Origin of the sequence: Tropicibacter naphthalenivorans (assembly GCF_900176475.1) — a bacterium.
Classification (GTDB): domain Bacteria; phylum Pseudomonadota; class Alphaproteobacteria; order Rhodobacterales; family Rhodobacteraceae; genus Tropicibacter; species Tropicibacter naphthalenivorans.
This window is the reverse complement of the sequence record NZ_FWXX01000001.1, coordinates 97,329-119,229: the sequence shown is the minus strand read 5'-3', so window position 1 is coordinate 119,229 and position 21,901 is coordinate 97,329. Positions and strand designations below refer to the sequence as shown.

The following is a 21,901-nucleotide window of genomic DNA, read 5'->3' as shown; positions in this document are numbered from 1 at the left end:
CACGGGGATAAACCCCGGCAATATAAGGCAGATTTGGGATGTCGAGCAGGACACTCCCGAAAGTGGTGGTACTTAAGGGCGGACCTTCGGCTGAGCGCGAGGTGTCGCTGGTTTCCGGTCGGGAGTGCGCTGCTGCTTTGCGGGACGAAGGATTTGAAGTCATCGAGCTGGACGCAGGGCCGGACCTTGCGGCACAGCTGGCTGACGCGCGGCCCGATGTGGTCTTTAATGCCTTGCATGGGCGCTGGGGCGAGGACGGCTGTGTGCAGGGCATCCTTGAATGGATGCGCATTCCCTATACTCATTCCGGCGTTCTGGCGTCGGCTTTGGCGATGGACAAGGAGCGCTCCAAACAGGTCTACCGCGAGGCGGGTCTGCCGGTGGCGGCCAGCGTTCTGGCGTCCAAGGCCGAAGTTATGGCGGCGCATGTCTTGCCCGCGCCATACGTGGTCAAACCCTATAACGAAGGCTCCTCTGTCGGGGTGTACCTGATCGAAGAGGGGGCCGAGCCGCCGGTTCTGTCCGATGACATGCCCGAGACAGTCATGGTCGAAGCGTTCATTCCGGGCCGCGAGCTGACCTGCACCGTGCGCGGCGACATCGCCTTGGGGGTGACGGACATCCTCACCGACGGCTGGTACGATTACGACGCGAAATACAAGGCGGGCGGGTCGCGCCACGTCTGCCCGGCCGAGCTGCCCGACGAGATCACCGAGGCCTGCAAGAGCTACGCCCTGCGCGCGCACAATGCCCTCGGGTGCCGGGGCGTCAGCCGCACCGATTTCCGCTGGGACGAAGCCAAGGGGCTGGACGGTCTGATCCTGCTGGAAACCAACACCCAGCCTGGCATGACGCCGACCTCTTTGACGCCGGAACAGGCGGGCTTGATCGACATGAGCTTTGGCCAGCTGTGTGCCTGGATGGTGGGGGACGCGTCATGCGACCGATGACCGACGGGCCACAGATGGCGCGCATCGACCCCAAGGGGACGCGCCTGAAATACCGGATGGAGCGGCTCATGTTGACGCCGCTCTTCCGCTTTTCCTTGCGGGTGGTTTTGCCGTTCACGCTGGCGGCGGGGTCGGTCGGCCTGTGGTTTTCCTCTGACAGCAACCGCGAAGCCTTTGGCGCCATGGTCAACGACGTGCGCGCCACGATCGAGAGCCGTCCCGAGTTTCAGGTCAACCTGATGGCCGTGGACGGGGCCAGCGACGTGGTCGCCGCCGCCGTGCGCGAAGAGCTGAGCATCACCTTTCCCATCAGTTCCTTCGATCTGAACCTCGAAGAGCTCCAAGACACCATCGCCTCGCTTGATCCGGTCAAACAGGCCGAGGTCCGCATCCGCCAAGGCGGGGTGCTGCATGTGGACATCACCGAACGCCGCCCGTCTGTGCTGTGGCGCGGACAGGACGGGCTGCAACTGCTGGACGCCAAGGGTATCCTTGTGGGCCCCGCCGCCGCCCGCGCGCAATACGCCCAGCTGCCGGTGATCGCCGGCGAGGGGGCCGAGGACGCGGTGGCAGAGGCGCTGCGCCTCTACGCCGTCACCGGCCCGATCCGGTCCCGCTTGCGCGGCTTTGAACGGATGAGCGCCCGGCGCTGGGACGTGGTGCTGGACCGCGATCAGCGCATCATGCTGCCGGACACCGGCGCGGTGCAGGCATTGGAACGCATTATCGCCATGGATCAGGCCGTCGACATGCTGTCGCGCGATCTGACCGTGGTCGACCTTCGGCTGCCCCGGCGGCCAACAATCAGAATGAGCCAGAACGCCACCCAAGAGATGTGGCGGATCAAGGCAATCGAGGCAGGTGGAGTACAAAAACAATGATCGAGCTCTACGAATCCCAAAGAGCGATGCGCAACATGCGCAAGGCGGCGATGCAGCGCGGAGTTGTGGCCATTCTGGACGTGGGCAGTTCCAAGATTGCCTGCCTCGTGCTGCGTTTCGACGGCACCGACCCGTCCGAAGAGGGCATCGGCAGCCTTGCGGGCCAGTCCGGGTTCCGGGTGATTGGCGCTGCAACCACGCGCTCTCGCGGGGTGCGCTTTGGCGAAATCCACTCCATGTCCGAGACCGAGCGCGCCATTCGCACCGCCGTGCAGGCGGCGCAAAAGATGGCCGGTATCCGTGTCGATCACGTGATCGCCTGCTTTAGCGGGGCAGGGCCGCGCAGCTATGGTCTGGCGGGCAATGTCGAGGTGCAGGGCGTCACCGTGGACGAACAGGACGTCGCGCGCGTTCTGTCCGCCTGCGATGTGCCGGATTACGGCCATGGCCGCGAGGTGCTGCACGCGCAGCCGGTGAACTTTGCGCTGGACCACCGCTCTGGCCTGATCGACCCGCGTGGGCAGATCGGCAACGAGCTGTCCTGTGACATGCACATGCTGACCGTTGACGCGCAGTCGATCCAGAACCTTGCCCATTGCGTCAAGCGCTGTGATCTGGAACTGGCGGGTCTTGCGTCGTCGGCCTATGCGTCGGGCATTGCCGCGCTGGTCGAGGACGAACAGGAACTGGGCGCGGCCTGCATCGACATGGGCGGCGGCGCGACCGGCGTGTCGATCTTTATCAAGAAACACATGATCTTTGCTGACAGCGTGCGCATGGGCGGCGATCACGTCACGCAGGACATCTCTATGGGCCTGCAAGTGCCCACCGCCACCGCCGAACGGATCAAGACCTTTTACGGCGGGGTGCACGCCACCGGCATGGACGACCGCGAGATGATCGAGACCGGCGGCGAGACCGGCGATTGGGAACACGACCGTCGCACCGTCAGCCGCGCCGAGCTGATCGGCATCATGCGCCCGCGCGTCGAAGAGATCCTCGAAGAGGTCAAGGCGCGTCTGGACGCGGCGGGCTTTGAGCATCTGCCAAGCCAGAAGATCGTTCTGACCGGGGCGGCTTCGCAAATTCCGGGGCTGGATGGGCTGGCGTCGAAAATGCTGGGACAGCAGGTGCGTCTGGGTCGGCCCTTGCGCGTGCATGGCCTGCCGCAGGCGGCGACGGGGCCGGGCTTTGCCAGCGCCGTGGGCCTGTGTCTGTTTGCAGCGCACCCGCAGGACGAGTGGTGGGACTTTGAGGTGCCCGTTGACCGCTACCCGGCGCGCAGCCTCAAGCGGGCGGTGCAGTGGTTCCGCGAAAACTGGTAAATACCCTTTGAAACAACGTCCCTCGGTGCAGGTTTGTGCCGGGGGAGCCGCATAAGAACAAAAATCAGAACAAATCAGGGGCAAATCAAGACTTTACCCTGTGGATCGTTCTGTTAAGATTCTGTGGAAATCGGCGCGTTGAGACGCCTCAGGTGGATCGGGCAGGATCCCAAAACAACCCCGCGATGAACGCGCGCCACGACCCAAGGGTCTGTCGCGCCTTTTGTGGTGCTTTAACGTCGGCCCACAGCATGTTGATGCGTCGGCGAAAACTCGCGAAATCATGGCAAAATCATGGCAGATTTGGTGTAAATTTGCCGATTTTCGCGTGACGTGACGCCCCGCAGACGGTAAGGTCAAGGAAACGGGTCAAAAATAGACCCGACAGGTGATCAAGCACAGGCGGACAGAAGCATGACATTGAACCTCTCCATGCCCGGTCAGGAAGAGTTGAAGCCCCGTATCACGGTCTTTGGCGTCGGTGGCGCAGGCGGTAACGCGGTCAACAACATGATCGAAAAGCAACTCGAAGGCGTTGACTTCGTGGTGGCCAACACGGACGCGCAAGCGCTTCAGCAAAGCCGGGCTGTCAGCCGCGTGCAGCTGGGCGTCAAAGTGACCGAAGGTCTGGGGGCAGGGGCCCGCGCGACTGTTGGCGCCGCCGCCGCCGAAGAGAGCATTGAGCAGATCGTTGACCATCTTGCGGGCGCGCACATGTGCTTTATCACCGCGGGCATGGGAGGCGGCACCGGCACCGGCGCGGCCCCGATCATCGCGCAGGCCGCGCGTGAGCTGGGCGTTCTGACCGTTGGCGTCGTGACCAAGCCCTTCCAGTTCGAAGGCAACAAGCGGATGCGTCAGGCCGAGGACGGCGTCGATGCGCTGCAAAAGGTCGTCGACACGCTGATCATCATTCCCAACCAGAACCTGTTCCGTCTGGCCAATGAAAAGACGACCTTCACCGAGGCGTTCTCCATGGCCGACGACGTTCTGTACCAAGGCGTCAAGGGTGTGACCGACCTGATGGTCCGTCCGGGTCTCATCAACCTCGACTTTGCGGACGTGCGCGCCGTGATGGACGAGATGGGCAAGGCCATGATGGGCACCGGCGAGGCCGAGGGCGAAGATCGCGCCATCCAGGCCGCCGAAAAGGCCATCGCGAACCCGCTGCTGGACGAAATCTCGCTCAAAGGTGCGCGCGGCGTGCTGATCAACATCACCGGCGGTGGCGATCTGACCCTGTTCGAACTGGACGAAGCGGCCAACCGCATTCGCGAAGAAGTGGACCAGGACGCCAACATCATCGTCGGCTCGACGCTGGACGAAAGCATGGGCGGCATGATGCGCGTGTCCGTTGTGGCCACTGGCATCGACGCGTCCGACAACATCGCCGACACCCCGGTGCCGCGCCGCTCGCTCAAGCAGCCGCTTCAGCAGCCGCAGCAGATTGCGCCGCAGCCCGAGCCTGCACCCGCGCCTGCTCCGCAGCCGGTCGCAGCGCAAGCCCCCGCGCCGCGCGTTGAGCAGTACGAGGACGAAGAGCCCTCGCTGTTCGAGCGGATGGAAACCGAGCGTGCCGCCGCGCATGAGCAGATGGAGCATGTCTTTGAAGAGCCCGCTCCGGCTCCGGCTCCGGCACCGCAGCCCGCGCCGGTTGCGCAGGACGACGACCTGCCGCCGCCCGCCTATCGCCCCGCCGTGGCAGAGTTCAACCCGACCCGCGACACGATTGAGGCTGACCCGAACGACTTTGTCGCGCCGCGCGCTCCGGCCCCCGGCACGCCCAGCCCCGATGCTCTGGCCCGCCTCAAGGCAGCGGCTGCCCGCACCCGTGACGACGCCCCGCAGGCTGCTCCGGCACCCGCACCTGCGCCGCAGCCCGAGGCGGAAAAGCCGCGCTTTAGCGTGAACTCGCTGATTGGCCGCATGACCGGGCAGGGCGGCAACGCCCCGGCAGATCAGCCGCAGCAAGCCGCGCGCCGCCAGCCGCCGGTGCAGGCCCAGCGTCCGGCCCCCGCGCCGCAGCCGCAGGCCGAGCCGGAAGAAGACCGGATCGAAATCCCGGCCTTCCTGCGCCGCCAAGCAAACTGATCTGGCAAACTAAGCCTCTAGGCCCAAATTCAAATCGCTTTGGAACCGCCCCCCTCGTGGGGGCGTTTTCTTTTTGTGACAGGGAAAGGCCGCTTGTTACGGGTTGTAACAGTTTCCCGTGAACAATCGTCCGAGTGGGCGCGAATTGGCCGGGAAAACTCTGTGGATAAGTGGGAGTGGTTAACCGATTCCTACCCCTAAAAAGGATTTGAAATCAGGGCCTTAAGGCGCTGGAAATCTCTTTTGGCAAGGTTCCGCCGACAAGGGAATTGGCATGTTTCAAGCGGTTACAAACTTTGATTTGAGGCCGCCCCGCCTGATCCCTTAACACATGGTCAATGCCGCATTCCGTGGGGGGACTGCGAGTGAAAGATGGGATAACCCGTGCAAACAACTGTTCGATCCGCAATCACCTTTACCGGCGTTGGCCTGCATTCCGGCCAACCCGCGCGCATGACCATTCACCCGGCCAGCGCTGATTACGGCGTGTGGTTCAAACGCACGGACATCTCGCTGGGCGACACGATGATCCCGGCGCGCTTTGACGCGGTCGAGGTCTCGCCGCTGTGCACCAAGATCGTCAACGGCGCCGGCGTTTTTGTCTCGACCATTGAACATGTCATGGCGGCCCTGGCGGGCTGCGGCGTGCACAACGCCTTGATCGAAATCGACGGTCCCGAAGTGCCGATCCTCGACGGGTCGAGCGCCGAATTCGTGCGCGCCATCCTCGCGCGCGGGGTCCGCAGCCTGTCCGCGCCGGTCCGCGCGATCGAGATCCTCAACCCGGTGGCGGTGCACACGGCGGGCGGCTGGGCGATGCTCAGCCCGGGGCAGGGCTTCACCATGAAGTTCCACATCGATTTTGTCGACGAAGCCATCGGCCAGCAGACCAAGGCGCTGAACCTCGCCAATGGCACCTTTGTGCGCGAGCTGTCGAACTGCCGCACCTTTTGCCGCCGCGCCGAGGTGGATTACATGCAGGCCAATGGTCTGGCGCTGGGGGGCATCCCCGGCGAGAACGCCATTGTCTTTGACGGTGACAAGGTCGAGAGCGGCGCGGGCCTGCGCCACGACGATGAACCCGTCCGTCACAAGATGCTGGACGCGCTCGGCGATCTGTCGCTGGCCGGTGCGCCGATCATCGGCCACTACGATGGCCACAAGGCGGGCCACGCGATCACCAACGCCCTGCTGCGCGAACTCTTCGCGAATCCAGACGCTTACCGCGTGGTGACCTGCGATGCAGCCATGGCAGAGCAACTGCCCGGCGCAGGCGTCGAACGGCACGACATCCCGGCGGTGGCGTGAAACCGGCCCGCTTTGCAACGCTGTGGATTAATTCACGGTTAAGACATTTTGCCTCGCGATTTTATGTGCTAGACCACTGTCGAAACGCGGTGCATAAACCGCTTGGGTCGCAGTAGAGGGACGTCGAGCATGGCAGGGGGAAGATCGCATAAGTTCGTGATCGGGGTGGCCTTGTGTGCCTTGACCTTGTCTGGCTGCGGGGAATTCCAAGCCAAGGGCAAGGGGCCGAACGGCGCACCGCTAGAGACGTTCACCGCCGAGCAGATCTTTGAGCGTGGCGAATACGAGCTGTCGCGCAAGGACAACGAGGACGCCGCCTATTACTTTGGCGAGGTCGAGCGGCTTTACCCCTATTCCGACTGGGCCAAGCGCGCGTTGATCATGCAGGCCTACGCCTTTCATCAGGACAAAGCCTACGAAGAGGCGCGCGCCGCGGCGCAGCGGTTCATCGACTTTTACCCGGCGGATGACGACGCAGCCTATGCGCAGTACCTGCTGGCGCTGTCCTACTACGACCAGATCGAGCTGGTGGGCCGCGACCAAGGCTTGACCTTTCAGGCGTTGCAGGCGCTGCGCGTGGTGATCGAACGCTATCCCGACAGCGAATATGCGCGCTCGGCGATTTTGAAATTCGACCTCGCCTTTGACCACCTTGCTGGCAAAGAGATGGAGATCGGGCGCTACTACCTCAAGCGGGCGCATTACGGCGCGGCGATCAGCCGGTTTCGCGTTGTGGTCGAGGATTTCCAGACCACGACCCACACCCCCGAGGCGCTGCACCGCTTGGTGGAAAGCTACCTCTCGCTGGGTCTGACCCAAGAGGCGCAGACCGCCGCCGCCATCCTTGGCCACAACTACCAGTCCACCGATTGGTACGAGGACAGCTATAAGTTGCTGACCGGCCAGGGGCTGGAGCCGAAGGTGTTCAAGGACAACTGGTTGGGTGCGGTGTACCGCCAGATGATCAAGGGCGAGTGGCTCTGACGGGCCGCTCTTTGCGCTGGTCTTTTCCGATGACTTATGGACTTTCCACTGCGGACCGCCTGCAAACGGGTTTTGCGGGCGGCGCGGTTTTGATAGGTGGCAGACATGCTGCGCGCGCTTGAAATCAGAGATATGTTGATCATCGAACGGCTGGACCTTGCGTTTCAGCCGGGATTGAACGTGCTGACCGGGGAAACCGGGGCGGGCAAGTCGATCCTTTTGGACTCGCTGGGGTTCGTGCTGGGCTGGCGCGGGCGCGCTGAACTGGTGCGCAAGGGCGCGGCGCAGGGCGAGGTGACCGCCGTGTTCGATCTGGCCAGCGGCCATGCGGCGCGCGGTGTGCTGGAAGAGGCGGGCTTGCCGTCGGGGGATGAGCTGATCCTGCGGCGGGTCAATACCGCCGACGGGCGCAAGACCGGCTGGGTCAATGACCGGCGTGTCTCGGGCGAGGTGCTGCGTCGGCTGTCCGAGACGCTGGTGGAGCTGCACGGCCAGCACGACGATCGCGGGTTGTTGGACCCGAAAGGGCACCGGGCGATCCTGGACGATTACGGCACGTATGAGCCTCAGGCGCAGGCGGTGCGCGCGGCGTGGAAAACGCTGGGCGCCTCGCGCAAGGAGCTGGACGCGGCGCGCAAAGCGCTCGAGGCGGTGCAGGCCGAAGAGGATTTCCTGCGGCACGCGGTGGCCGAGCTGGACAAGCTGTCGCCCGAACCCGGCGAAGAGGCGCAGCTGGATGCCAAGCGCCGCATGATGCAGTCGGCGGAAAAGATCCGCGAGGACATCGCGCAGGCGTCCTCGGCGCTGGGATACGACGGGGCCGAAGGGGCCATGTCCAGCGCGCTGCGCTGGCTCGAAGGGGCGGCGGACAAGGCCGACGGGCGGCTGGACGCCCCGATGGAGGCGCTGGTGCGCGCCATGGCCGAGCTGGACGATGCGGCGCGCGGGGTGGCCGATTGTCTCGATGCGTTGGAGTTTAACCCGGCAGAGCTGGAAGAGACCGAAGAGCGGCTCTTTGCCCTGCGTGGGCTGGCGCGCAAGCACTCGGTTTTGGCCGATGATCTGGCGGGTTTGGCCGAGACTTTGGGTGCGCGGCTGGCGGCCTTGGACGCGGGCGAGGCGCAGATCGACGGTTTGGAAAAGGCCGTGCGCGAGGCTGAGCGCGCCTATGATGCGGCGGCGGACGCCTTGACCGAGGCGCGCGCGGCGGCAGCAGAGCGGCTGGACGCGGCGGTGGCGGCAGAGCTTGCCCCTTTGAAAATGGAGCGCGCGGTGTTCCGCACCGAAGTGTCTCGCGCCCCCGAAGGCCCGGAAGGCCGCGACGCGGTGCAGTTCACCGTGGGGACCAACCCCGGCGCGCCGTCTGGACCGTTGAACAAGATCGCCTCGGGCGGGGAGCTGTCGCGCTTCTTGCTGGCGTTGAAAGTGTGCTTGTCCGAGGAACGCGACGCCGGCGTGACGATGATTTTCGACGAGATCGACCGGGGCGTTGGCGGGGCGACGGCGGACGCCGTGGGGCGGCGCTTGGCCGCTTTGGCCGAAGGCGGGCAGGTCCTGGTGGTGACGCACTCGCCGCAGGTCGCGGCCCTTGGCGCGCATCACTGGCGCGTGGCGAAACGCGTTGTGGACGATGTGACCCTGTCCGAGGTCGTGCCCCTCGCGCCGCAAGAGCGCGAGGATGAGATCGCCCGGATGCTATCGGGCGATACGGTGACCCCAGAGGCGCGGGCGGCGGCGCGGTCCTTGCTGGGCTGACGCTGTTCGGCGCTCGTGCCGGTGGCACATCGCCCCGCCCACCGTCCCGCTAGGCGGCCTGCGTTCGGGCGCTGCGCTGGAGGCGCGGGCTGAGCTGCGCGAGCAGGGTGGCGACGCTGATCTGCGCGGCGATGACGGCGGGCCAGATCAGCGGAAAGGCCGGGTCAAAGTACTTCTGAGGACCGAAAGAGACCAGCGCCAGTACGGCGCTGAGCGCGCTCAGGATACGTCCGGCGCGGCTGTCGCCCATGATCCACGCCGTCCCGCAGGTGCCGATGGCAACGCTGAGGAACGGGGCCAGCGCAAAGGGCGGGATGGTCGCAGGCGGGTGCGGTTCCACCCCGGCATAGAGGCTGCCCAGCATCAGGGTTTGAACGGTGATCAGCATCGCCAAGGCGGCGCGCGTCGGGCGTTGGTCGGTCATTGGGTATCCTTTCACTTCGTTAAGGCGTAACCATGTGTACGCTTGCCCTTTAGGCGTATTGAGGTGTACGGTTTGCGTCAAGAGGTTTTTGCGAAAGGGGGCCGGGATGGGGCCAGATGCCAAGGAAGCCCGCGCGGCGCAGATCGCCGATGCGGCCTATGAAATCCTGTCAGACAAAGGGTTTGGCGGCTTGTCCATGCTGGCGGTGGCCAAGCGGGCCAAGGCGTCGAATGAGACGCTCTATCGGTGGTACGGCGACAAGACCGGGCTGTTCCGCGCGCTGATCCAGCGCAATGCCGGCTTGGTCGAAGAGCGGCTGGACGCCGGGGGATACGCCGATTTGACCGAGTTGGGTGAGGCGCTGTTGGCGATGTTGCTCAGCCCGCGCGCCGTGGCTTTGAACCGGGCGGCGGCGGCGGATGCGTCGGACCAGCTTGGCGCCGCCTTGGCCCAAGAGGGGCGGGGGCGTGTGTTCCCAAAAGTGGCGTCCGAGGTGGGGCGCTTGGCCCCCGGCGTGTCGGTGGACCTGTGGTTCGGGCTGTTGGTCGGGGACTGGCAGATCCGCTGCGCCACGGGGGCGATGCCGCTGCCAGACGAGGCGGCGCGGCGCGTGCGGGCGGTGAGTGCTGCGGATTTGGCGGAGCGATTGGCGGAGTGACCGATTTTGTGCGGGAAATGCCCTTGATGGCGGGGTTTCGTACGCAAAACGCCCGAAATCGTGCGTGGATTACCCCTGCGGGACCAGTTTGCCGGGGTTCATCAGGTCGCGCGGGTCCAACGCGGTCTTGATGCTGCCCATCACGTCCCAGGCATCGCCGTGCTCTTGGCGCATAAAGGCGGTCTTGCCCATGCCGACGCCGTGTTCACCCGTACAGGTGCCGCCCAGACGGATGGCGCGCTCGGCCATGGCGTCGGACAGGCGCTTGGCCTCGAGCATCTCGGCGGGCTGGTCGGGGTCGATCAACAGGATGGTGTGAAAGTTCCCGTCGCCCACATGCCCAAGGATCGGGCCGGGAATATCGCTGGCGGCGATGTCGTACTGCGTCTCCTTAACCGCTTGCGCCAAACGGGAAATCGGCACGCAAATGTCGGTGACAATAGCCCGCGCGCCGGGGCGCGAGGCGAGGATCGCGTAATAGCCGTTGTGGCGCATGGCCCAAAGCGCGCGGTGTTCCTCTTCGCGGGCGGACCATTGAAAAGGCGAGCCGCCGTGGTCGGCGACGATCTCGGCAAAGCGGTCGGCGTCCTGCGCGACACTCTCGGGCGAGCCGTTGAATTCCACCATCAGGTGCGGCACGGCGGGCATGTCCGACCCGGCATAAGCGTTAAAGGCCTGCGTGGTCGCGGCGTCGACGAATTCGATCCGCGCCATGGGAATCCCCATCTGGATCGTTTCTTGAACACAGTTCACGGCGTCTTCGATCCGCTCAAAGCTGCAAATCCCGGCCGAGGTCGCCTCGGGGATGCCATGCAGTTTCAGGGTCAGTTCCGTGACGAGGCCCAAAGTGCCTTCGGAGCCGACAAACATCGCCGTCAGATCGTATCCGGCGGCGGATTTGCGGGCGCGGCTGCCGGTGTGGATCACCCGGCCATCGGCCAAAACCGCCTGCAATCCCATGACGTTATCGCGCATGGACCCATAGCGGACGGTGGTGGTGCCAGACGCCCGCGTCATGGCCATCCCCCCGATCGAGGCATTGGCGCCGGGGTCCACGGGAAAGAACAGGCCGGTGGCGCGCAGCTCTTCGTTCAGCGCTTCGCGGGTGACGCCGGGCTGCACGGTGACGTCCATATCGGCGGGGCGAATTTCCAGAACCTTGTTCATGCGGCTGAAATCGACGACGACGCCGCCGCGCACCGCCAACCCGTGCCCCTCTAGGGAGGTGCCCGCGCCCCAGCCGACCATGGGGCAGTTATGGGCCGCGCAAATGTTAACAAGGCGGCGCACTTCGTCGGTGGACACCGGATAGGCGACCGCATCGGGCGGCGTATTGGGGAAATAGGATTCGGAATGGCCATGCGCGTCCAGTTCGGGCTTGGCCCGACGGAGCCGTTCGCCTAGGAGATTGTGTAACTCTTCAAGCGCCTGTGCGATGGCCATCTGTTCTTGGTCCTTGCCTCGTTTCGCGACATGTTAACGGGCGGTGACAACAGAGAAAAGCCACTGGTTCCGGGGAGGTCCGATTGCAAGGCTTGGTGCGGCAGCAGGTGCACAGTATGCGCAACGCGTTTCGACGCGGCTGGCGGCTGGTACGGCAAGAAGGGCCGAGCCAGATCCAGTTCTGGTTCATTGCGCTGGGACTGGGGGTGGCCAGCGGGCTTGCGGCGATTGCCTTTCGCGCGGCGGTCGAGTGGCTGCAAGCGACAATCTACGGCACCGAGAACGTCAACCTTTTGGCAAGCTTTGCAGAAACCCTGCCGTGGATTTGGGTGCTGCTGATTCCCGCATTTGGCGGCATTGCCGTGGGGATTATCCTGCATTGGGCCACGCCGGACGGGCGCGTGCGATCGGTGGCTGATGTCATCGAAGGGGCCGCTCTGAACGACGGCCGGGTCGAGAAAAAGGCCGGGATCGCCTCGGCCCTGTGCTCGTGGATCACCTTGTCGACGGGGGGCAGCACGGGGCGCGAAGGCCCGGTTGTGCATATCGCGTCGATGTTTTCCTCTTGGATTGCCAATGTGTTGCGGGTTGACGGAGTGACGGGTCGCGACCTTTTGGGCTGCGCCGTGGCGGCGGCGGTCTCTGCCTCGTTCAACGCGCCCATCGCCGGGGCGTTGTTCGCGCTTGAAGTGGTCTTGCGCCACTTTGCCTTGCACGCTTTTGCGCCCATCGTGGTGGCCTCGGCGGCGGGGACGGTGATCAACCGGCTGGTCTACGGCGACGTGACCGAGTTTGTCTTGCCGGGCACAACCACGGTGGAATTCTACCTCGAATTGCCGGCATTTTTCCTGCTGGGGCTGGTGTGCGGCCTGATCGCGGTGATCATGATGCGCACGATTTTCTTTGCGGATGATCTGGAAACCGCGTTGCAGCGGCGGCTTGGGTTGCCGCATTGGATGCGCCCGGCGGTGGCGGGGCTGCTGCTGGGGGTGATTGCGATTTACTTTCCGCACGTGATTGGCGTGGGGTATGAGACAACCTCTCTGGCGCTGACCGGCAACCTCGGGCTGGGGGCGGCGTTCATCTTTGCGGTGGTCAAGGTGGCGGCGGTGTCAATTACCATGGCGGGGCGCATGGGGGGCGGGATTTTCTCGCCGTCGCTGATGGTTGGGGCGCTGACGGGCCTTGTGTTCGGGCATATTGCCACCGGATTTTTCCCCGATGCGTCCTCGGCCTTTACGCTTTACGCTTTGGCGGGGATGGGGGCGGTGGCGGCGGCCGTGTTGGGGGCGCCGATTTCGACAACCTTGATCGTGTTCGAACTGACGGGCGACTGGCAGACGGGGTTGGCGGTGATGATTTCCGTGTCCATGTCCACTGCGCTGGCGTCGCGGGTGGTAGATCGCAGCTTTTTCCTGACCCAGCTGGAGCGGCGCAACGTGCATCTGGCTGAAGGGCCGCAGGCCTATCTGCTTGCCATGTTCCGGGTCAGCGGCGTGATGCGCAAGTTGGGGGACGAGGGGGCGGCGGACCCCGATGCGTGCCAGCGGATGATCGAGCAGGGTCTGTTCCTGCAAGGGCAAGCAACGCTGGAGGTGGCCTTGCCGATGTTCGACCGGTCTGGCGTGGCCTTTTTGCCGGTGGTGGCTCTGGAGGGCGAAGAGAGCACGCCCGTGTTGCAGGGCGCGTTGTTCCAGGTGGATGCCTTGAAACGCTATAACCAAGCGCTGGCGGCGACGGCGCGCGAAGAGCACAGCTAGCGCGCGGGCCAAATCTTTTTCAAAAGATTTGCAAATTCCTTGGAAGGAATTTGGGCGCGCTCAGTGGCTCGGGCGGCCGTGGATATCACCGATGGTCAGAACCGGAGAGGCGTCCATGTCGTCTGCGTCCAGCATGGCAGCCACACGTTCCAGCGCGGCCACCAGCATCGCCTGTTCCCAATCGTCGAGCTTGGTGAATTCCTTGACGTAGCGCTGTTGCAGCGCGTCCGGCGCGTCGTCCGTGGTGCTGAGACCCGCTTGTGTAATGGTCACATTGGTCTGGCGTCGGTCCAGTTCCGAGCGCACCCGCTCAATCATGCCGCGACTTTGCAGCTTGTCCACGAGGGCGGTCACCGTCGCCTGCGAGACGCCCATTTGCGTCGCCAAGGCCTTGGGCGTGGCGCTGCCGCCTTTGGATTGCAAAATCTGAAGAACCCGCAGCTGTGCCGGGGTTACGCCGGCCGCTTGGGCCAGGTCTTTGGAATACAGCTCTGTCGAGCGCAGGATGCGCCGCAGGGCAATCAGGCTTTCGTCTAGTCGGTCCATGTCCACCTCTGGGAAGGCCGCTAATGTCGCATGTCTTGGTAAGATGGGCCAGACTCCTTCATATTTCCTTAATTGCTTTGCGTATCAAAGCATGTGATCTTTGAATGCTTAGTCAAATAAAGCGAATACCTCAAGTTTTGGCGTGATAATCCGCTATACACGCAAAAAACTGCTTTGGAAGTTGAAACTTTTATCGAAGGATGTTAGTTAGCCTCTCGAACCGAATGAGGAGTAAGGATCGCCCATGCCGAAAGATGTTTCTGCCCCCCGAACGCAAACGCCCCGTCTGCGCAAGCCTGATGTGACGGATGGGGCCGCGATTTGGGAGCTTGTCCGCGCCTGCAAGCCGCTGGATGAGAACTCCATGTACTGCAACCTCGTGCAGGCGGATCACTTCCGTGACACCTGCGTGGTTGCCGAACTGGATGGCGAGATCGTCGGCTGGATTTCCGGTCATATGATCCCCGGGCAGAACGCCTTTTTCGTCTGGCAGGTGGCTGTCGGCGAGGCGGCGCGGGGTCTGGGTCTGGGCAAGCAGATGCTGGCTCACCTGATCAACCGGGACGAGTGCGCCGAGGCGCAGACGCTCAAGACCACCATCACCGAGGACAACGCCGCCTCTTGGGGGCTGTTCCGCAGCTTTGCCCGCGACGTGGGCGGCGATCTGATCGACGCGCCGCATTACCACAGCGACGACCACTTTGGCGGGGCGCATGACACCGAGCACTTGGTGACGATCACGCTGCCCAGCGAAGAGATCGTGCTGAAAAGCGCTGCCTGATCCCTTCCTCTTTTTAAGCACCGAATTTTACCGAAAGGACGTTCCATGCCGAACGACATGTCCAACACGCCCAAACCTTCGATTTTCAAACGCCGCGAGAGCGATGCGCGCTCTTATTGCCGGGGGTTTGACACCACTTTCGTCAAGGCGACCGGGTCCGAGATGACCGACGCCAATGGCGACACCTATATCGACTTTCTGGCCGGCTGTTCCTCGCTGAACTATGGCCACAACGACCCGGATATGAAGGCGGCCCTTGTCGAGCATATCACCCGTGATGGTATGACCCACGGGCTGGATATGCACACCGACGCCAAGGGGGATTTCCTGCGCGCGTTCGAGCAGCATATCCTCAAGCCGCGGGGCATGGACCACAAGGTGATGTTCACCGGTCCGACCGGGGCGAACGCCGTCGAGGCCGCCATGAAGATGGCGCGCAAGGCCACGGGCCGCACCAATATCATCAGCTTTACCAATGGCTTCCACGGCGTCACCATGGGTGCGCTGTCGGCCACGGGCAACGGTTATCACCGGGGCGGCGCGGGTCTGCCGGTGGGCGGTCACGTCACCCGGATGCCGTTTGACGGCTACATGGGTGAGGGCTGCGACACCTCGAAATTCCTCGAAGCGATGCTGGGTGACGCCTCGTCGGGCATGGACGCGCCCGCCGCGATCCTGTTCGAAACCGTGCAGGGCGAGGGTGGCCTCAACGCCGCCTCTGCCGAATGGGTCAAGAAGGTCTGCGATCTGGCGCATGAACACGGCGCGCTGGTCATCGTGGACGATGTTCAGGCCGGTTGTGGCCGCACCGGCACCTTCTTTTCCTTCGAAGAGATGGGCATCACGCCGGACATCATCACCATGGCGAAATCGCTCTCGGGCTATGGCCTGCCCATGGCGTTGACCTTGGTGCGTCCGCAGCATGACGTCTTTGGCCCGGCCGAGCACAACGGCACCTTCCGTGGCAACAACCACGCCTTTGTCACCGCGCAGGTCGCCATCGAAAAGTTCTGGTCTGACAGCGCGTTCCAAGACAGCCTCGCGACCAAGGCGCTGGTCCTGACCACCGGCCTGCAAGAGCTGGCGGACAAGATCGACGGCGCCTACCTCAAGGGGCGCGGATTGATGCAGGGCGTCGATGTGGGCAGCGGCGCGCTGGCCGGAGAGATCTGCGCCCGCGCCTTCCAAAAGGGGCTGGTGATCGAAACCTCTGGCCCGAATGACGAAGTGGTCAAGGTCCTCGCACCGCTGACCACCCCTGAAGAAACCTTCCGAAAGGGCCTTTCGATCCTGCTCGACGCAGCGGACGAGGTTCTGGAACAACACAAGATTGCAGCGGAGTAACCCCAATGATTGTACGTGATTTCAACGAGATCGTGAAAAACGAACGCGAGCGTGTGGTGAACGATGCGCAGTGGTCTTCGGTGCGGATGCTTCTGGCCGATGACAACATGGGCTTTAGCTTTCACATCACCTTCCTCGAAGAAGGGTCTGAGCACACGTTTGAGTACAAGAACCACTTTGAGAGCGTGTATTGTATGCAGGGCGAAGGCTCGATCACCGATCTGGCCACCGGCGAGACGCACGCGATCAAACCCGGCGTGATGTATGCGTTGGACCAGCACGACCGCCACATCCTGCGCGCTGACAAAGAGCTGGTCATGGCCTGCTGCTTTAACCCGCCGGTGACGGGCAAAGAGGTCCACCGCGAGGATGGATCTTATGCTGCCCCCGAGGAATTGGAGAGCGCATGAGCCATACAGTCGAGAAAATCGGCGGGACGAGCATGTCCCGTGTGCATGAGCTGCGCGACACGCTGCTGCTGCGCGACGATGATCCCTATGGCCGCATCTACGTGGTGTCCGCCTTTGGCGGCATCACCAACCTGTTGCTGGAGCACAAGAAAACCGGCGCGCCGGGGGTCTATGCCCAGTTCGCGGATGCGGATACCGGGCATGGCTGGCACGACGCTTTGGCGCGTGTGTCCGAGGCGATGGTCGAGGCCCACACAAAGGTGCTGGACCACCCTGCGGACATCCTGCAAGCGACCGAGTTCGTGCGCGACCGCATCGAAGGCGCGCGCAACTGCCTGATCGATCTGCAACGGCTGTGTGCCTACGGGCACTTTCGCCTGTCCGAGCACATGCTGCAAATCCGCGAGCTGCTGAGCGGCTTGGGCGAGGCGCATTCCGCCTTTGTCACGGTTTTGATGCTGCAACGGGCGGGGGCGCAGGCGCGCCTCGTGGATCTGTCGGGCTGGCGCGACGAGGGCGATGTCAGCCTTGACGAGCGCATCCTCTCGGCCATGCAAGGCGTTGATCCGGCGTCGGAAATCCCGATTGTCACCGGCTATGCGCAATGCGCCGAAGGGTTGATGCGTGAATTTGACCGGGGCTACTCCGAGGTGACCTTCTCGAAGCTGGCGGCCCTGACCGGCGCGCGAGAGGCGATCATCCATAAGGAATTCCACCTGTCCTCGGCGGACCCGAACCTTGTGGGGCAGGATGCCGTGCGCAAGCTGGGCCGGACCAACTATGACGTGGCGGACCAGCTGTCGAACCTCGGGATGGAGGCGATCCACCCCAAGGCGGCCAAGACCTTGCGTCAGGCGCAGGTGCCTTTGCGCGTCACCAACGCGTTCGAACCCGAAGACCCCGGCACCCTGATCGACGATTGCCCCGCCACGCAGGCGGCGGTCGAGATCGTGACGGGCCTTGATATCGTGGCCTTGGAAGTGTTCGAACAGGACATGGTCGGCGTCAAAGGCTATGACGCGGCAATTCTCGACGTGCTCACGCGCCATGACGTGCGCATCGTGTCCAAGGTGTCCAACGCCAATACGATCACGCATTACGTTGATGCGTCGCTGAAAAAGATGCGCCGGGTCGAGAAGGATCTCAACGCGCTGTACCCCTCCGCCGAAGTGTGCTCGCGCACGCTGGCCATGGCGTCGGTGGTGGGGCGCGATCTGCGCGGTCTTTCGGTGCTGACGCGCGGCCTGCAAGCGATTGCGGACGCCGAGATGGAAAGTATCGGCGCCAGCCAAGGGCCGCGCAACGTGGACGTGATGTTCATTCTGGAACGCGACGACCTACAGCCGACGATCAAGGCGCTGCATGGCGCGTTCATCGAGGCAAAAGACACCGTGAAACTGGCCGCGTAACCGCAGCCAGCAGGGAGAGCGAGCGCCTCTAAGGGGCTTGCCAAGGGCGCGCTGCTCGGCATGGGGCGGCGCGCCTTTTTTGCGTTCAACGATGGCCGTTCAGGCGCTGCGCGATGCAGGCCTGGGTCGCGCGCGGCGGGCGGCCCTGGCAGGCCAGCAGGATTTGCGCGAGGTCCGGGGCAGCTTGGCCGCGAGGCGCGTGTTGGTGCTCGTACCCGCGCTCGGCCCCGTGGTGCGGTTGACGCAGGCGATGGGGGCGCTGTTTCGACAGATAGGCGCGATGGGCGTACCCGACGTGGCCAGAGCGCGCGTGCCGCACCAACAGCCACTGGCCTTTGCGCCCCAGCACCTCGACCCGCGCGCCATCGCGCATCAGCTTGACAACGGTGTAGCCGGTGCCGGGACCGCTGCGCAGGTTCAGCCCGGCATGGCGCGGCGCATCGACAAAGCGCACCCCTTGGGCGGTGTGCGTGTCAGGTTTGACATGCGGGCGCTGAGGGCTCAGCCAGCCGCTGTGCGCCCAGCCCACACGCCCCGAAGCGGCGCGCAGCTTGACCCATTTGCCGGGCGCGCGCAGCACTTCGACGCGGCTGGCGTGCGGCATCTTCTGGATCACGTGATAGCCGGTGGACGGCCCCGTGCGCAGGTTCAAAAACCCATCCTTGGGGGCGTTGACCCACAGGGTGGTGGCGCTGGCGGCGCTGGCAAAGAGCAGCGCACACAGCAAGGCAGCAAGACGAAACATGGCAAACATCCTTTGTTCAAAAGCGATGTGCCAAGGGTCGGCGCAGCGGCGGGGCTAGGCAATATCCGCCCCCCGCGGCGCGCCTGTTATCAGCTATCAACGGTGCCCAGGCTGTTGATCTTGCTGACGATATAGCTGGTGACCTCGGGTGAGGGGCTAAAGATATGCGTGCCCAGCCCGCCGTTCCCGTCCGAACTGTAGTACACGTCGGTGCAGCCAGTGTCCGCGATGCGCTTGGCGATAAAGGCCACGGCGGTGTCGATGTAGCCTTTGACCTCTGGGGTCAGGCTGGGATAGCCGTGGTTGCCGTTTGCATCGGTGATGTTGTAGCTGCCGGTGGGAATGCCGCCCGCGCGCGGCGGGGTCGCGCATTGCCAAGGCCGGATCGCCGCATTGCCGCCACCGGGCATACAGCCGGGGCCGGATTTGCCCTGATCCGACTGATAGGCCAGAAACTCGCCCTCGTTGTCGTTAAAGATGAAAAAGGCGCCGTCGTATTCGGGCTGTTCCAGCATCCAACCGAAATCGCCCTTTTGGCCGCCGCCATGAAACACCGAAGCGTGGACCGTCACGTTCATGCCGATAATCCTCTGCGTGAAATACACGTCCAGAGTGTCACGGCCCCGGCGGTGCGGCTGTGATCTGGCGCACGCCCCCCGTTTCAAAAAGCCAGTTCCAAATTTCGGGCGCAAAAAGCCGGGCGCTGTGGCCCGGCTCTTGGTTCGGCTGTATGTGCCTTGGCGGGTCTTAGACCTGCTCGACCGCGACACCATCCTGCACCTCAAAGGCGATCATGCCCTTGATCTGGGCCACGTCGTCCTTGGGGTCTTCATAGCTCCATGCGGCGTTTTCATAGGTGGTCGATTTCGACATGATCGAAAAATACGACGCCGCGCCTTTGTGCGGGCAGGTCGTGCTGTGATCGGTCTTGTCAAGGAAAGCCATCCCGAGATCATCGCGCGGGAAATAGATGACCATCGGCAGATCGCCCTCGTGCAGTTCCAACGCGTTGCTCGATTCCCCAAGCACCGCGCCGCCTGCGCGGACAACCCAGGTACCGGTGGCCGGCGTGATCGTGATGTTCTTGGTCATAGTCGTCTCCCATTCTCTCGATGTGCTTTTATCCCACGCGGATTGTAAAAGCGCTGTGTCAAATAGCCTTACAGGCCTGCGTCAGCCAAAGCTTTGTTTTCTCTTGCAAATGTGGGGCCAACCGGGCCTCGCATTCGCTGTGATAGGCGTTCAGCCAGTCCCGTTCCGCTTGCGTCAGCAGCGCCACGTTCACCAGCCGCGTATCAATCGGCACCCATGTCAGCGTCTCAAAGGTCAGCATCTGCGGGACGGTCTGGCCGGGCAGGGGCTCGGCCTGCTGGACGGCGATCAGGTTCTCGATGCGGATGCCATAAGCGCCTTCCTTGTAGAAACCCGGCTCATTCGACAGCAGCATCCCCGGCTCCAGCGGGACGGTGCCGCTGCGGGCGATGCGCTGGGGGCCTTCGTGGACGGACAGGTACGACCCGATGCCGTGGCCGGTGCCGTGACCATAGTCCAGCCCCGCCTCCCACAGGGCGGCGCGCGCAAAGGGGTCAATGTCGCGCCCCGCAAGGCCTGCGGGAAAGCGCAGCCGCGACACCGCAATCATGCCCTTGAGCACGCGGGTAAAGGCGTCGCGTTCCTCGTCCCCCGGCGTGCCGATGGCCATGGTGCGGGTGATGTCGGTGGTCCCGTCGACGTATTGCCCGCCGCTGTCCACCAGCAGCAGCTCGCCGTCATTCACCTTGCGGTTGGTTTTCTCGGTCACGCGGTAGTGGACAATCGCGCCGTTCGGCCCCGCGCCAGAGATCGTCTCGAAAGAGATGTCGCGCAGGGCGTTGGTGGCGCGGCGCTCCTCTTCGAGCGCTTTGACCACGTCGATCTCGGTCAGGCTGCCTGGCGGCTGGGCGTCGAGCCACGCCAGAAAGCGCACCATCGCCACCCCGTCGCGCAGGTGGGCGGCCCGCGCTCCGGCCAGCTCGGCGGCGTTTTTGCGCGCCTTGGGCAGGCTGACAGGATCGTCGCCGTGGGTGATCTTTGCGGTGAGGGCGTCGGCGACGGCGACGGCGACGGGGCAGGTGGCCGGGTCGATCTGGACGGTGCCTTGCAGGCCGTGAACATCGTTCAGGAAGTCTTTGGGCGCGCGGAGGGTGACGCGCGGGCCAAGGTGATCACCCAAATTCGCCAGCTTGCCAGCGTCCATATAAAGCGTCACGCGGCCGTCCCCGTGCAGGATCGCAAAGCCATGCGGCACCGGGTTGCGCGGGATGTCACTGCCACGGATGTTGAGCAGCCAAGCGATGCTGTCCGGCAGGGTGAGGATCGCCGCATCGCTGGTCAGATCCTTGGCCAACCGCGTGATCTTGTCCTCATGCGCCTCGCCCGACAGCTCCAGCGGCTGGGCAAAAACAGCGCCTTGCGGGGGGCGCGGCTGGTCGTCCCAGATGGCGTCGATCAGGTTTTCGCAGCGGGTCAGGGTCAGGCCCGGCAGGGCGGTCTGCATCCGTTCGAGCTGATCCACGGTCAGCAGCCACGGGTCAAAGCCGATGGCCCCCTCGGCCAAGGCTTCGCCGATCCAGTCGGACAGGGCGACCTCTGGCCAGTCGATTTTCTCAAAACAATCCGCTACTTGCGCCTTGACCTGCACGCGGTAGCGGCTGTCGACGAACACGGCGGCGCGTGCGGCCAAGGCCACCGCCCAGCCCGCCGAGCCGGTGAACCCCGTCAACCAAGCCAAGCGGTCATCGTGCGGCGCGACGTATTCGCCCTGATGCGCATCGGCGCGGGGCACAAGAAACCCATCAACCCCAGCGGCGGCCATCGCGGCGCGCAAAGCGGTGAGGCGCGCGGGGCCTTGGTCCGGGCTGGCGGTGTCTTGGAACGTCTGGAACATGGGGCCTCTTCGCGGGTGGGTGGTTTTGGTGACTGGTTTTGGTGACTGGCCGGTCATTGATACCTGATTACGGCGCACACGCCAGCGTTGACGGGCGAATTTTTCCTTTGCTTGGTGGGGAATGGAGGCGTAGGGCTGAAAGGATAGTTTGGGACATTGTG

20 protein-coding genes are annotated in these 21,901 nt (G+C 64.0%); 13 read left to right on the top strand and 7 right to left on the bottom strand.

Annotated features, from left to right (window positions below; translation table 11 throughout):
- Window positions 1-38 precede the first annotated feature (38 nt).
- The 7 genes from B9A11_RS00515 to recN all read left to right on the top strand — a co-directional run bounded on the left by B9A11_RS00515 (window position 39) and on the right by recN (window position 9,294).
- Window positions 39-950, top strand: coding sequence for a D-alanine--D-alanine ligase (locus tag B9A11_RS00515; protein WP_083499747.1), 912 nt, complete (start codon window positions 39-41; stop codon window positions 948-950).
- Window positions 938-1,831, top strand: a complete 894-nt coding sequence (locus B9A11_RS00510; RefSeq protein ID WP_058246292.1) for a cell division protein FtsQ/DivIB — start codon at window positions 938-940, stop codon at window positions 1,829-1,831. Before B9A11_RS00515 ends, B9A11_RS00510 begins: the two co-directional genes overlap by 13 nt.
- Complete coding sequence (gene ftsA / locus B9A11_RS00505; RefSeq protein ID WP_058246293.1) at window positions 1,828-3,156, top strand: cell division protein FtsA; 1,329 nt, start codon at window positions 1,828-1,830, stop codon at window positions 3,154-3,156. The genes B9A11_RS00510 and ftsA overlap by 4 nt, the downstream gene beginning before the upstream one ends.
- Before the next feature lie 414 nt (window positions 3,157-3,570).
- Entirely contained in the window at window positions 3,571-5,247 is a 1,677-nt protein-coding gene (gene ftsZ / locus B9A11_RS00500) for a cell division protein FtsZ (protein WP_083499748.1), read from the top strand.
- A gap of 384 nt (window positions 5,248-5,631) precedes the next feature.
- Window positions 5,632-6,555 carry a UDP-3-O-acyl-N-acetylglucosamine deacetylase gene (gene lpxC / locus B9A11_RS00495; RefSeq protein ID WP_058246295.1) on the top strand — a complete coding sequence of 308 codons (924 nt, stop codon included), beginning with the start codon at window positions 5,632-5,634 and terminating at the stop codon, window positions 6,553-6,555.
- Window positions 6,556-6,684: 129 nt separating this feature from the next.
- Window positions 6,685-7,539: an outer membrane protein assembly factor BamD gene (locus B9A11_RS00490; protein WP_058246296.1), complete on the top strand. Its 855-nt coding sequence runs from the start codon at window positions 6,685-6,687 to the stop codon at window positions 7,537-7,539.
- Window positions 7,540-7,644: 105 nt separating this feature from the next.
- On the top strand, window positions 7,645-9,294 hold the full coding sequence (gene recN, locus B9A11_RS00485; RefSeq protein ID WP_058246297.1) for a DNA repair protein RecN: 1,650 nt from the start codon (window positions 7,645-7,647) through the stop codon (window positions 9,292-9,294).
- A gap of 49 nt (window positions 9,295-9,343) precedes the next feature.
- Here recN and B9A11_RS00480 read toward each other — a convergent pair whose 3' ends face one another.
- Entirely contained in the window at window positions 9,344-9,718 is a 375-nt protein-coding gene (locus B9A11_RS00480) for a hypothetical protein (protein WP_058246298.1), read from the bottom strand.
- A gap of 106 nt (window positions 9,719-9,824) precedes the next feature.
- Here B9A11_RS00480 and B9A11_RS00475 point away from each other — a divergent pair, with 106 nt between their 5' ends.
- On the top strand, window positions 9,825-10,376 hold the full coding sequence (locus B9A11_RS00475; RefSeq protein ID WP_058246299.1) for a TetR/AcrR family transcriptional regulator: 552 nt from the start codon (window positions 9,825-9,827) through the stop codon (window positions 10,374-10,376).
- Between the two features lie 69 nt (window positions 10,377-10,445).
- Here the strand turns inward: B9A11_RS00475 and B9A11_RS00470 are convergent, their stop codons facing one another.
- A complete protein-coding gene (locus B9A11_RS00470) occupies window positions 10,446-11,819 on the bottom strand; it encodes an FAD-binding oxidoreductase (RefSeq protein WP_058246300.1) in 1,374 nt (457 codons plus the stop codon).
- Window positions 11,820-11,935: 116 nt separating this feature from the next.
- On the opposite strand from B9A11_RS00470, the gene B9A11_RS00465 reads away from it, so the two are divergent.
- The gene (locus tag B9A11_RS00465; RefSeq protein ID WP_058246434.1) at window positions 11,936-13,579 is read left to right on the top strand and encodes a chloride channel protein; all 1,644 of its coding nucleotides are present in this window, start codon (window positions 11,936-11,938) and stop codon (window positions 13,577-13,579) included.
- Window positions 13,580-13,639: 60 nt separating this feature from the next.
- On the opposite strand, the gene B9A11_RS00460 is transcribed toward B9A11_RS00465, so the two are convergent.
- Window positions 13,640-14,125 carry a MarR family winged helix-turn-helix transcriptional regulator gene (locus tag B9A11_RS00460; protein WP_058246301.1) on the bottom strand — a complete coding sequence of 162 codons (486 nt, stop codon included), beginning with the start codon at window positions 14,123-14,125 and terminating at the stop codon, window positions 13,640-13,642.
- A 244-nt stretch (window positions 14,126-14,369) separates the two neighbouring features.
- Between B9A11_RS00460 and ectA the strand changes: the two genes are divergently transcribed.
- The 4 genes from ectA to B9A11_RS00440 are packed head-to-tail and all read left to right on the top strand — an operon-like array spanning window position 14,370 to window position 18,069.
- Window positions 14,370-14,906, top strand: a complete 537-nt coding sequence (gene ectA, locus B9A11_RS00455) for a diaminobutyrate acetyltransferase (protein WP_058246302.1) — start codon at window positions 14,370-14,372, stop codon at window positions 14,904-14,906.
- Between the two features lie 45 nt (window positions 14,907-14,951).
- Entirely contained in the window at window positions 14,952-16,250 is a 1,299-nt protein-coding gene (gene ectB, locus B9A11_RS00450) for a diaminobutyrate--2-oxoglutarate transaminase (protein WP_058246303.1), read from the top strand.
- Between the two features lie 5 nt (window positions 16,251-16,255).
- Window positions 16,256-16,660, top strand: coding sequence for an ectoine synthase (locus B9A11_RS00445; protein WP_058246304.1), 405 nt, complete (start codon window positions 16,256-16,258; stop codon window positions 16,658-16,660).
- Window positions 16,657-18,069 (top strand): aspartate kinase, encoded by a 1,413-nt coding sequence (locus tag B9A11_RS00440; protein ID WP_058246305.1) that lies wholly within the window; start codon window positions 16,657-16,659, stop codon window positions 18,067-18,069. Before B9A11_RS00445 ends, B9A11_RS00440 begins: the two co-directional genes overlap by 4 nt.
- Before the next feature lie 85 nt (window positions 18,070-18,154).
- Here the strand turns inward: B9A11_RS00440 and B9A11_RS00435 are convergent, their stop codons facing one another.
- The 4 genes from B9A11_RS00435 to B9A11_RS00420 all read right to left on the bottom strand — a co-directional run bounded on the left by B9A11_RS00435 (window position 18,155) and on the right by B9A11_RS00420 (window position 21,740).
- Entirely contained in the window at window positions 18,155-18,814 is a 660-nt protein-coding gene (locus B9A11_RS00435) for an SH3 domain-containing protein (protein WP_058246306.1), read from the bottom strand.
- An 89-nt stretch (window positions 18,815-18,903) separates the two neighbouring features.
- Window positions 18,904-19,392: a hypothetical protein gene (locus B9A11_RS00430; protein ID WP_058246307.1), complete on the bottom strand. Its 489-nt coding sequence runs from the start codon at window positions 19,390-19,392 to the stop codon at window positions 18,904-18,906.
- Between the two features lie 169 nt (window positions 19,393-19,561).
- Entirely contained in the window at window positions 19,562-19,906 is a 345-nt protein-coding gene (locus B9A11_RS00425) for a DUF427 domain-containing protein (RefSeq protein WP_058246308.1), read from the bottom strand.
- A gap of 58 nt (window positions 19,907-19,964) precedes the next feature.
- On the bottom strand, window positions 19,965-21,740 hold the full coding sequence (locus B9A11_RS00420) for an aminopeptidase P family protein (protein WP_058246309.1): 1,776 nt from the start codon (window positions 21,738-21,740) through the stop codon (window positions 19,965-19,967).
- Window positions 21,741-21,901: the final 161 nt, after the last annotated feature.

What these genes read in the sequence shown, in the direction of transcription:
- B9A11_RS00470 (WP_058246300.1), bottom strand. Translation starts at nt 11,819, where the DNA reads ATGGCCATCGCACAGGCGCTTGAAGAGTTACACAATCTCCTAGGCGAA.
- B9A11_RS00440 (WP_058246305.1), top strand. Translation starts at nt 16,657, where the DNA reads ATGAGCCATACAGTCGAGAAAATCGGCGGGACGAGCATGTCCCGTGTG.
- B9A11_RS00510 (WP_058246292.1), top strand. Translation starts at nt 938, where the DNA reads ATGCGACCGATGACCGACGGGCCACAGATGGCGCGCATCGACCCCAAG.
- B9A11_RS00430 (WP_058246307.1), bottom strand. Translation starts at nt 19,392, where the DNA reads ATGAACGTGACGGTCCACGCTTCGGTGTTTCATGGCGGCGGCCAAAAG.
- B9A11_RS00445 (WP_058246304.1), top strand. Translation starts at nt 16,256, where the DNA reads ATGATTGTACGTGATTTCAACGAGATCGTGAAAAACGAACGCGAGCGT.
- recN (WP_058246297.1), top strand. Translation starts at nt 7,645, where the DNA reads ATGCTGCGCGCGCTTGAAATCAGAGATATGTTGATCATCGAACGGCTG.
- B9A11_RS00420 (WP_058246309.1), bottom strand. Translation starts at nt 21,740, where the DNA reads ATGTTCCAGACGTTCCAAGACACCGCCAGCCCGGACCAAGGCCCCGCG.
- ectA (WP_058246302.1), top strand. Translation starts at nt 14,370, where the DNA reads ATGCCGAAAGATGTTTCTGCCCCCCGAACGCAAACGCCCCGTCTGCGC.
- B9A11_RS00465 (WP_058246434.1), top strand. Translation starts at nt 11,936, where the DNA reads ATGCGCAACGCGTTTCGACGCGGCTGGCGGCTGGTACGGCAAGAAGGG.
- B9A11_RS00425 (WP_058246308.1), bottom strand. Translation starts at nt 19,906, where the DNA reads ATGACCAAGAACATCACGATCACGCCGGCCACCGGTACCTGGGTTGTC.
- ectB (WP_058246303.1), top strand. Translation starts at nt 14,952, where the DNA reads ATGCCGAACGACATGTCCAACACGCCCAAACCTTCGATTTTCAAACGC.
- B9A11_RS00490 (WP_058246296.1), top strand. Translation starts at nt 6,685, where the DNA reads ATGGCAGGGGGAAGATCGCATAAGTTCGTGATCGGGGTGGCCTTGTGT.
- B9A11_RS00480 (WP_058246298.1), bottom strand. Translation starts at nt 9,718, where the DNA reads ATGACCGACCAACGCCCGACGCGCGCCGCCTTGGCGATGCTGATCACC.
- ftsZ (WP_083499748.1), top strand. Translation starts at nt 3,571, where the DNA reads ATGACATTGAACCTCTCCATGCCCGGTCAGGAAGAGTTGAAGCCCCGT.
- B9A11_RS00460 (WP_058246301.1), bottom strand. Translation starts at nt 14,125, where the DNA reads ATGGACCGACTAGACGAAAGCCTGATTGCCCTGCGGCGCATCCTGCGC.
- B9A11_RS00475 (WP_058246299.1), top strand. Translation starts at nt 9,825, where the DNA reads ATGGGGCCAGATGCCAAGGAAGCCCGCGCGGCGCAGATCGCCGATGCG.
- B9A11_RS00515 (WP_083499747.1), top strand. Translation starts at nt 39, where the DNA reads ATGTCGAGCAGGACACTCCCGAAAGTGGTGGTACTTAAGGGCGGACCT.
- B9A11_RS00435 (WP_058246306.1), bottom strand. Translation starts at nt 18,814, where the DNA reads ATGTTTCGTCTTGCTGCCTTGCTGTGTGCGCTGCTCTTTGCCAGCGCC.
- ftsA (WP_058246293.1), top strand. Translation starts at nt 1,828, where the DNA reads ATGATCGAGCTCTACGAATCCCAAAGAGCGATGCGCAACATGCGCAAG.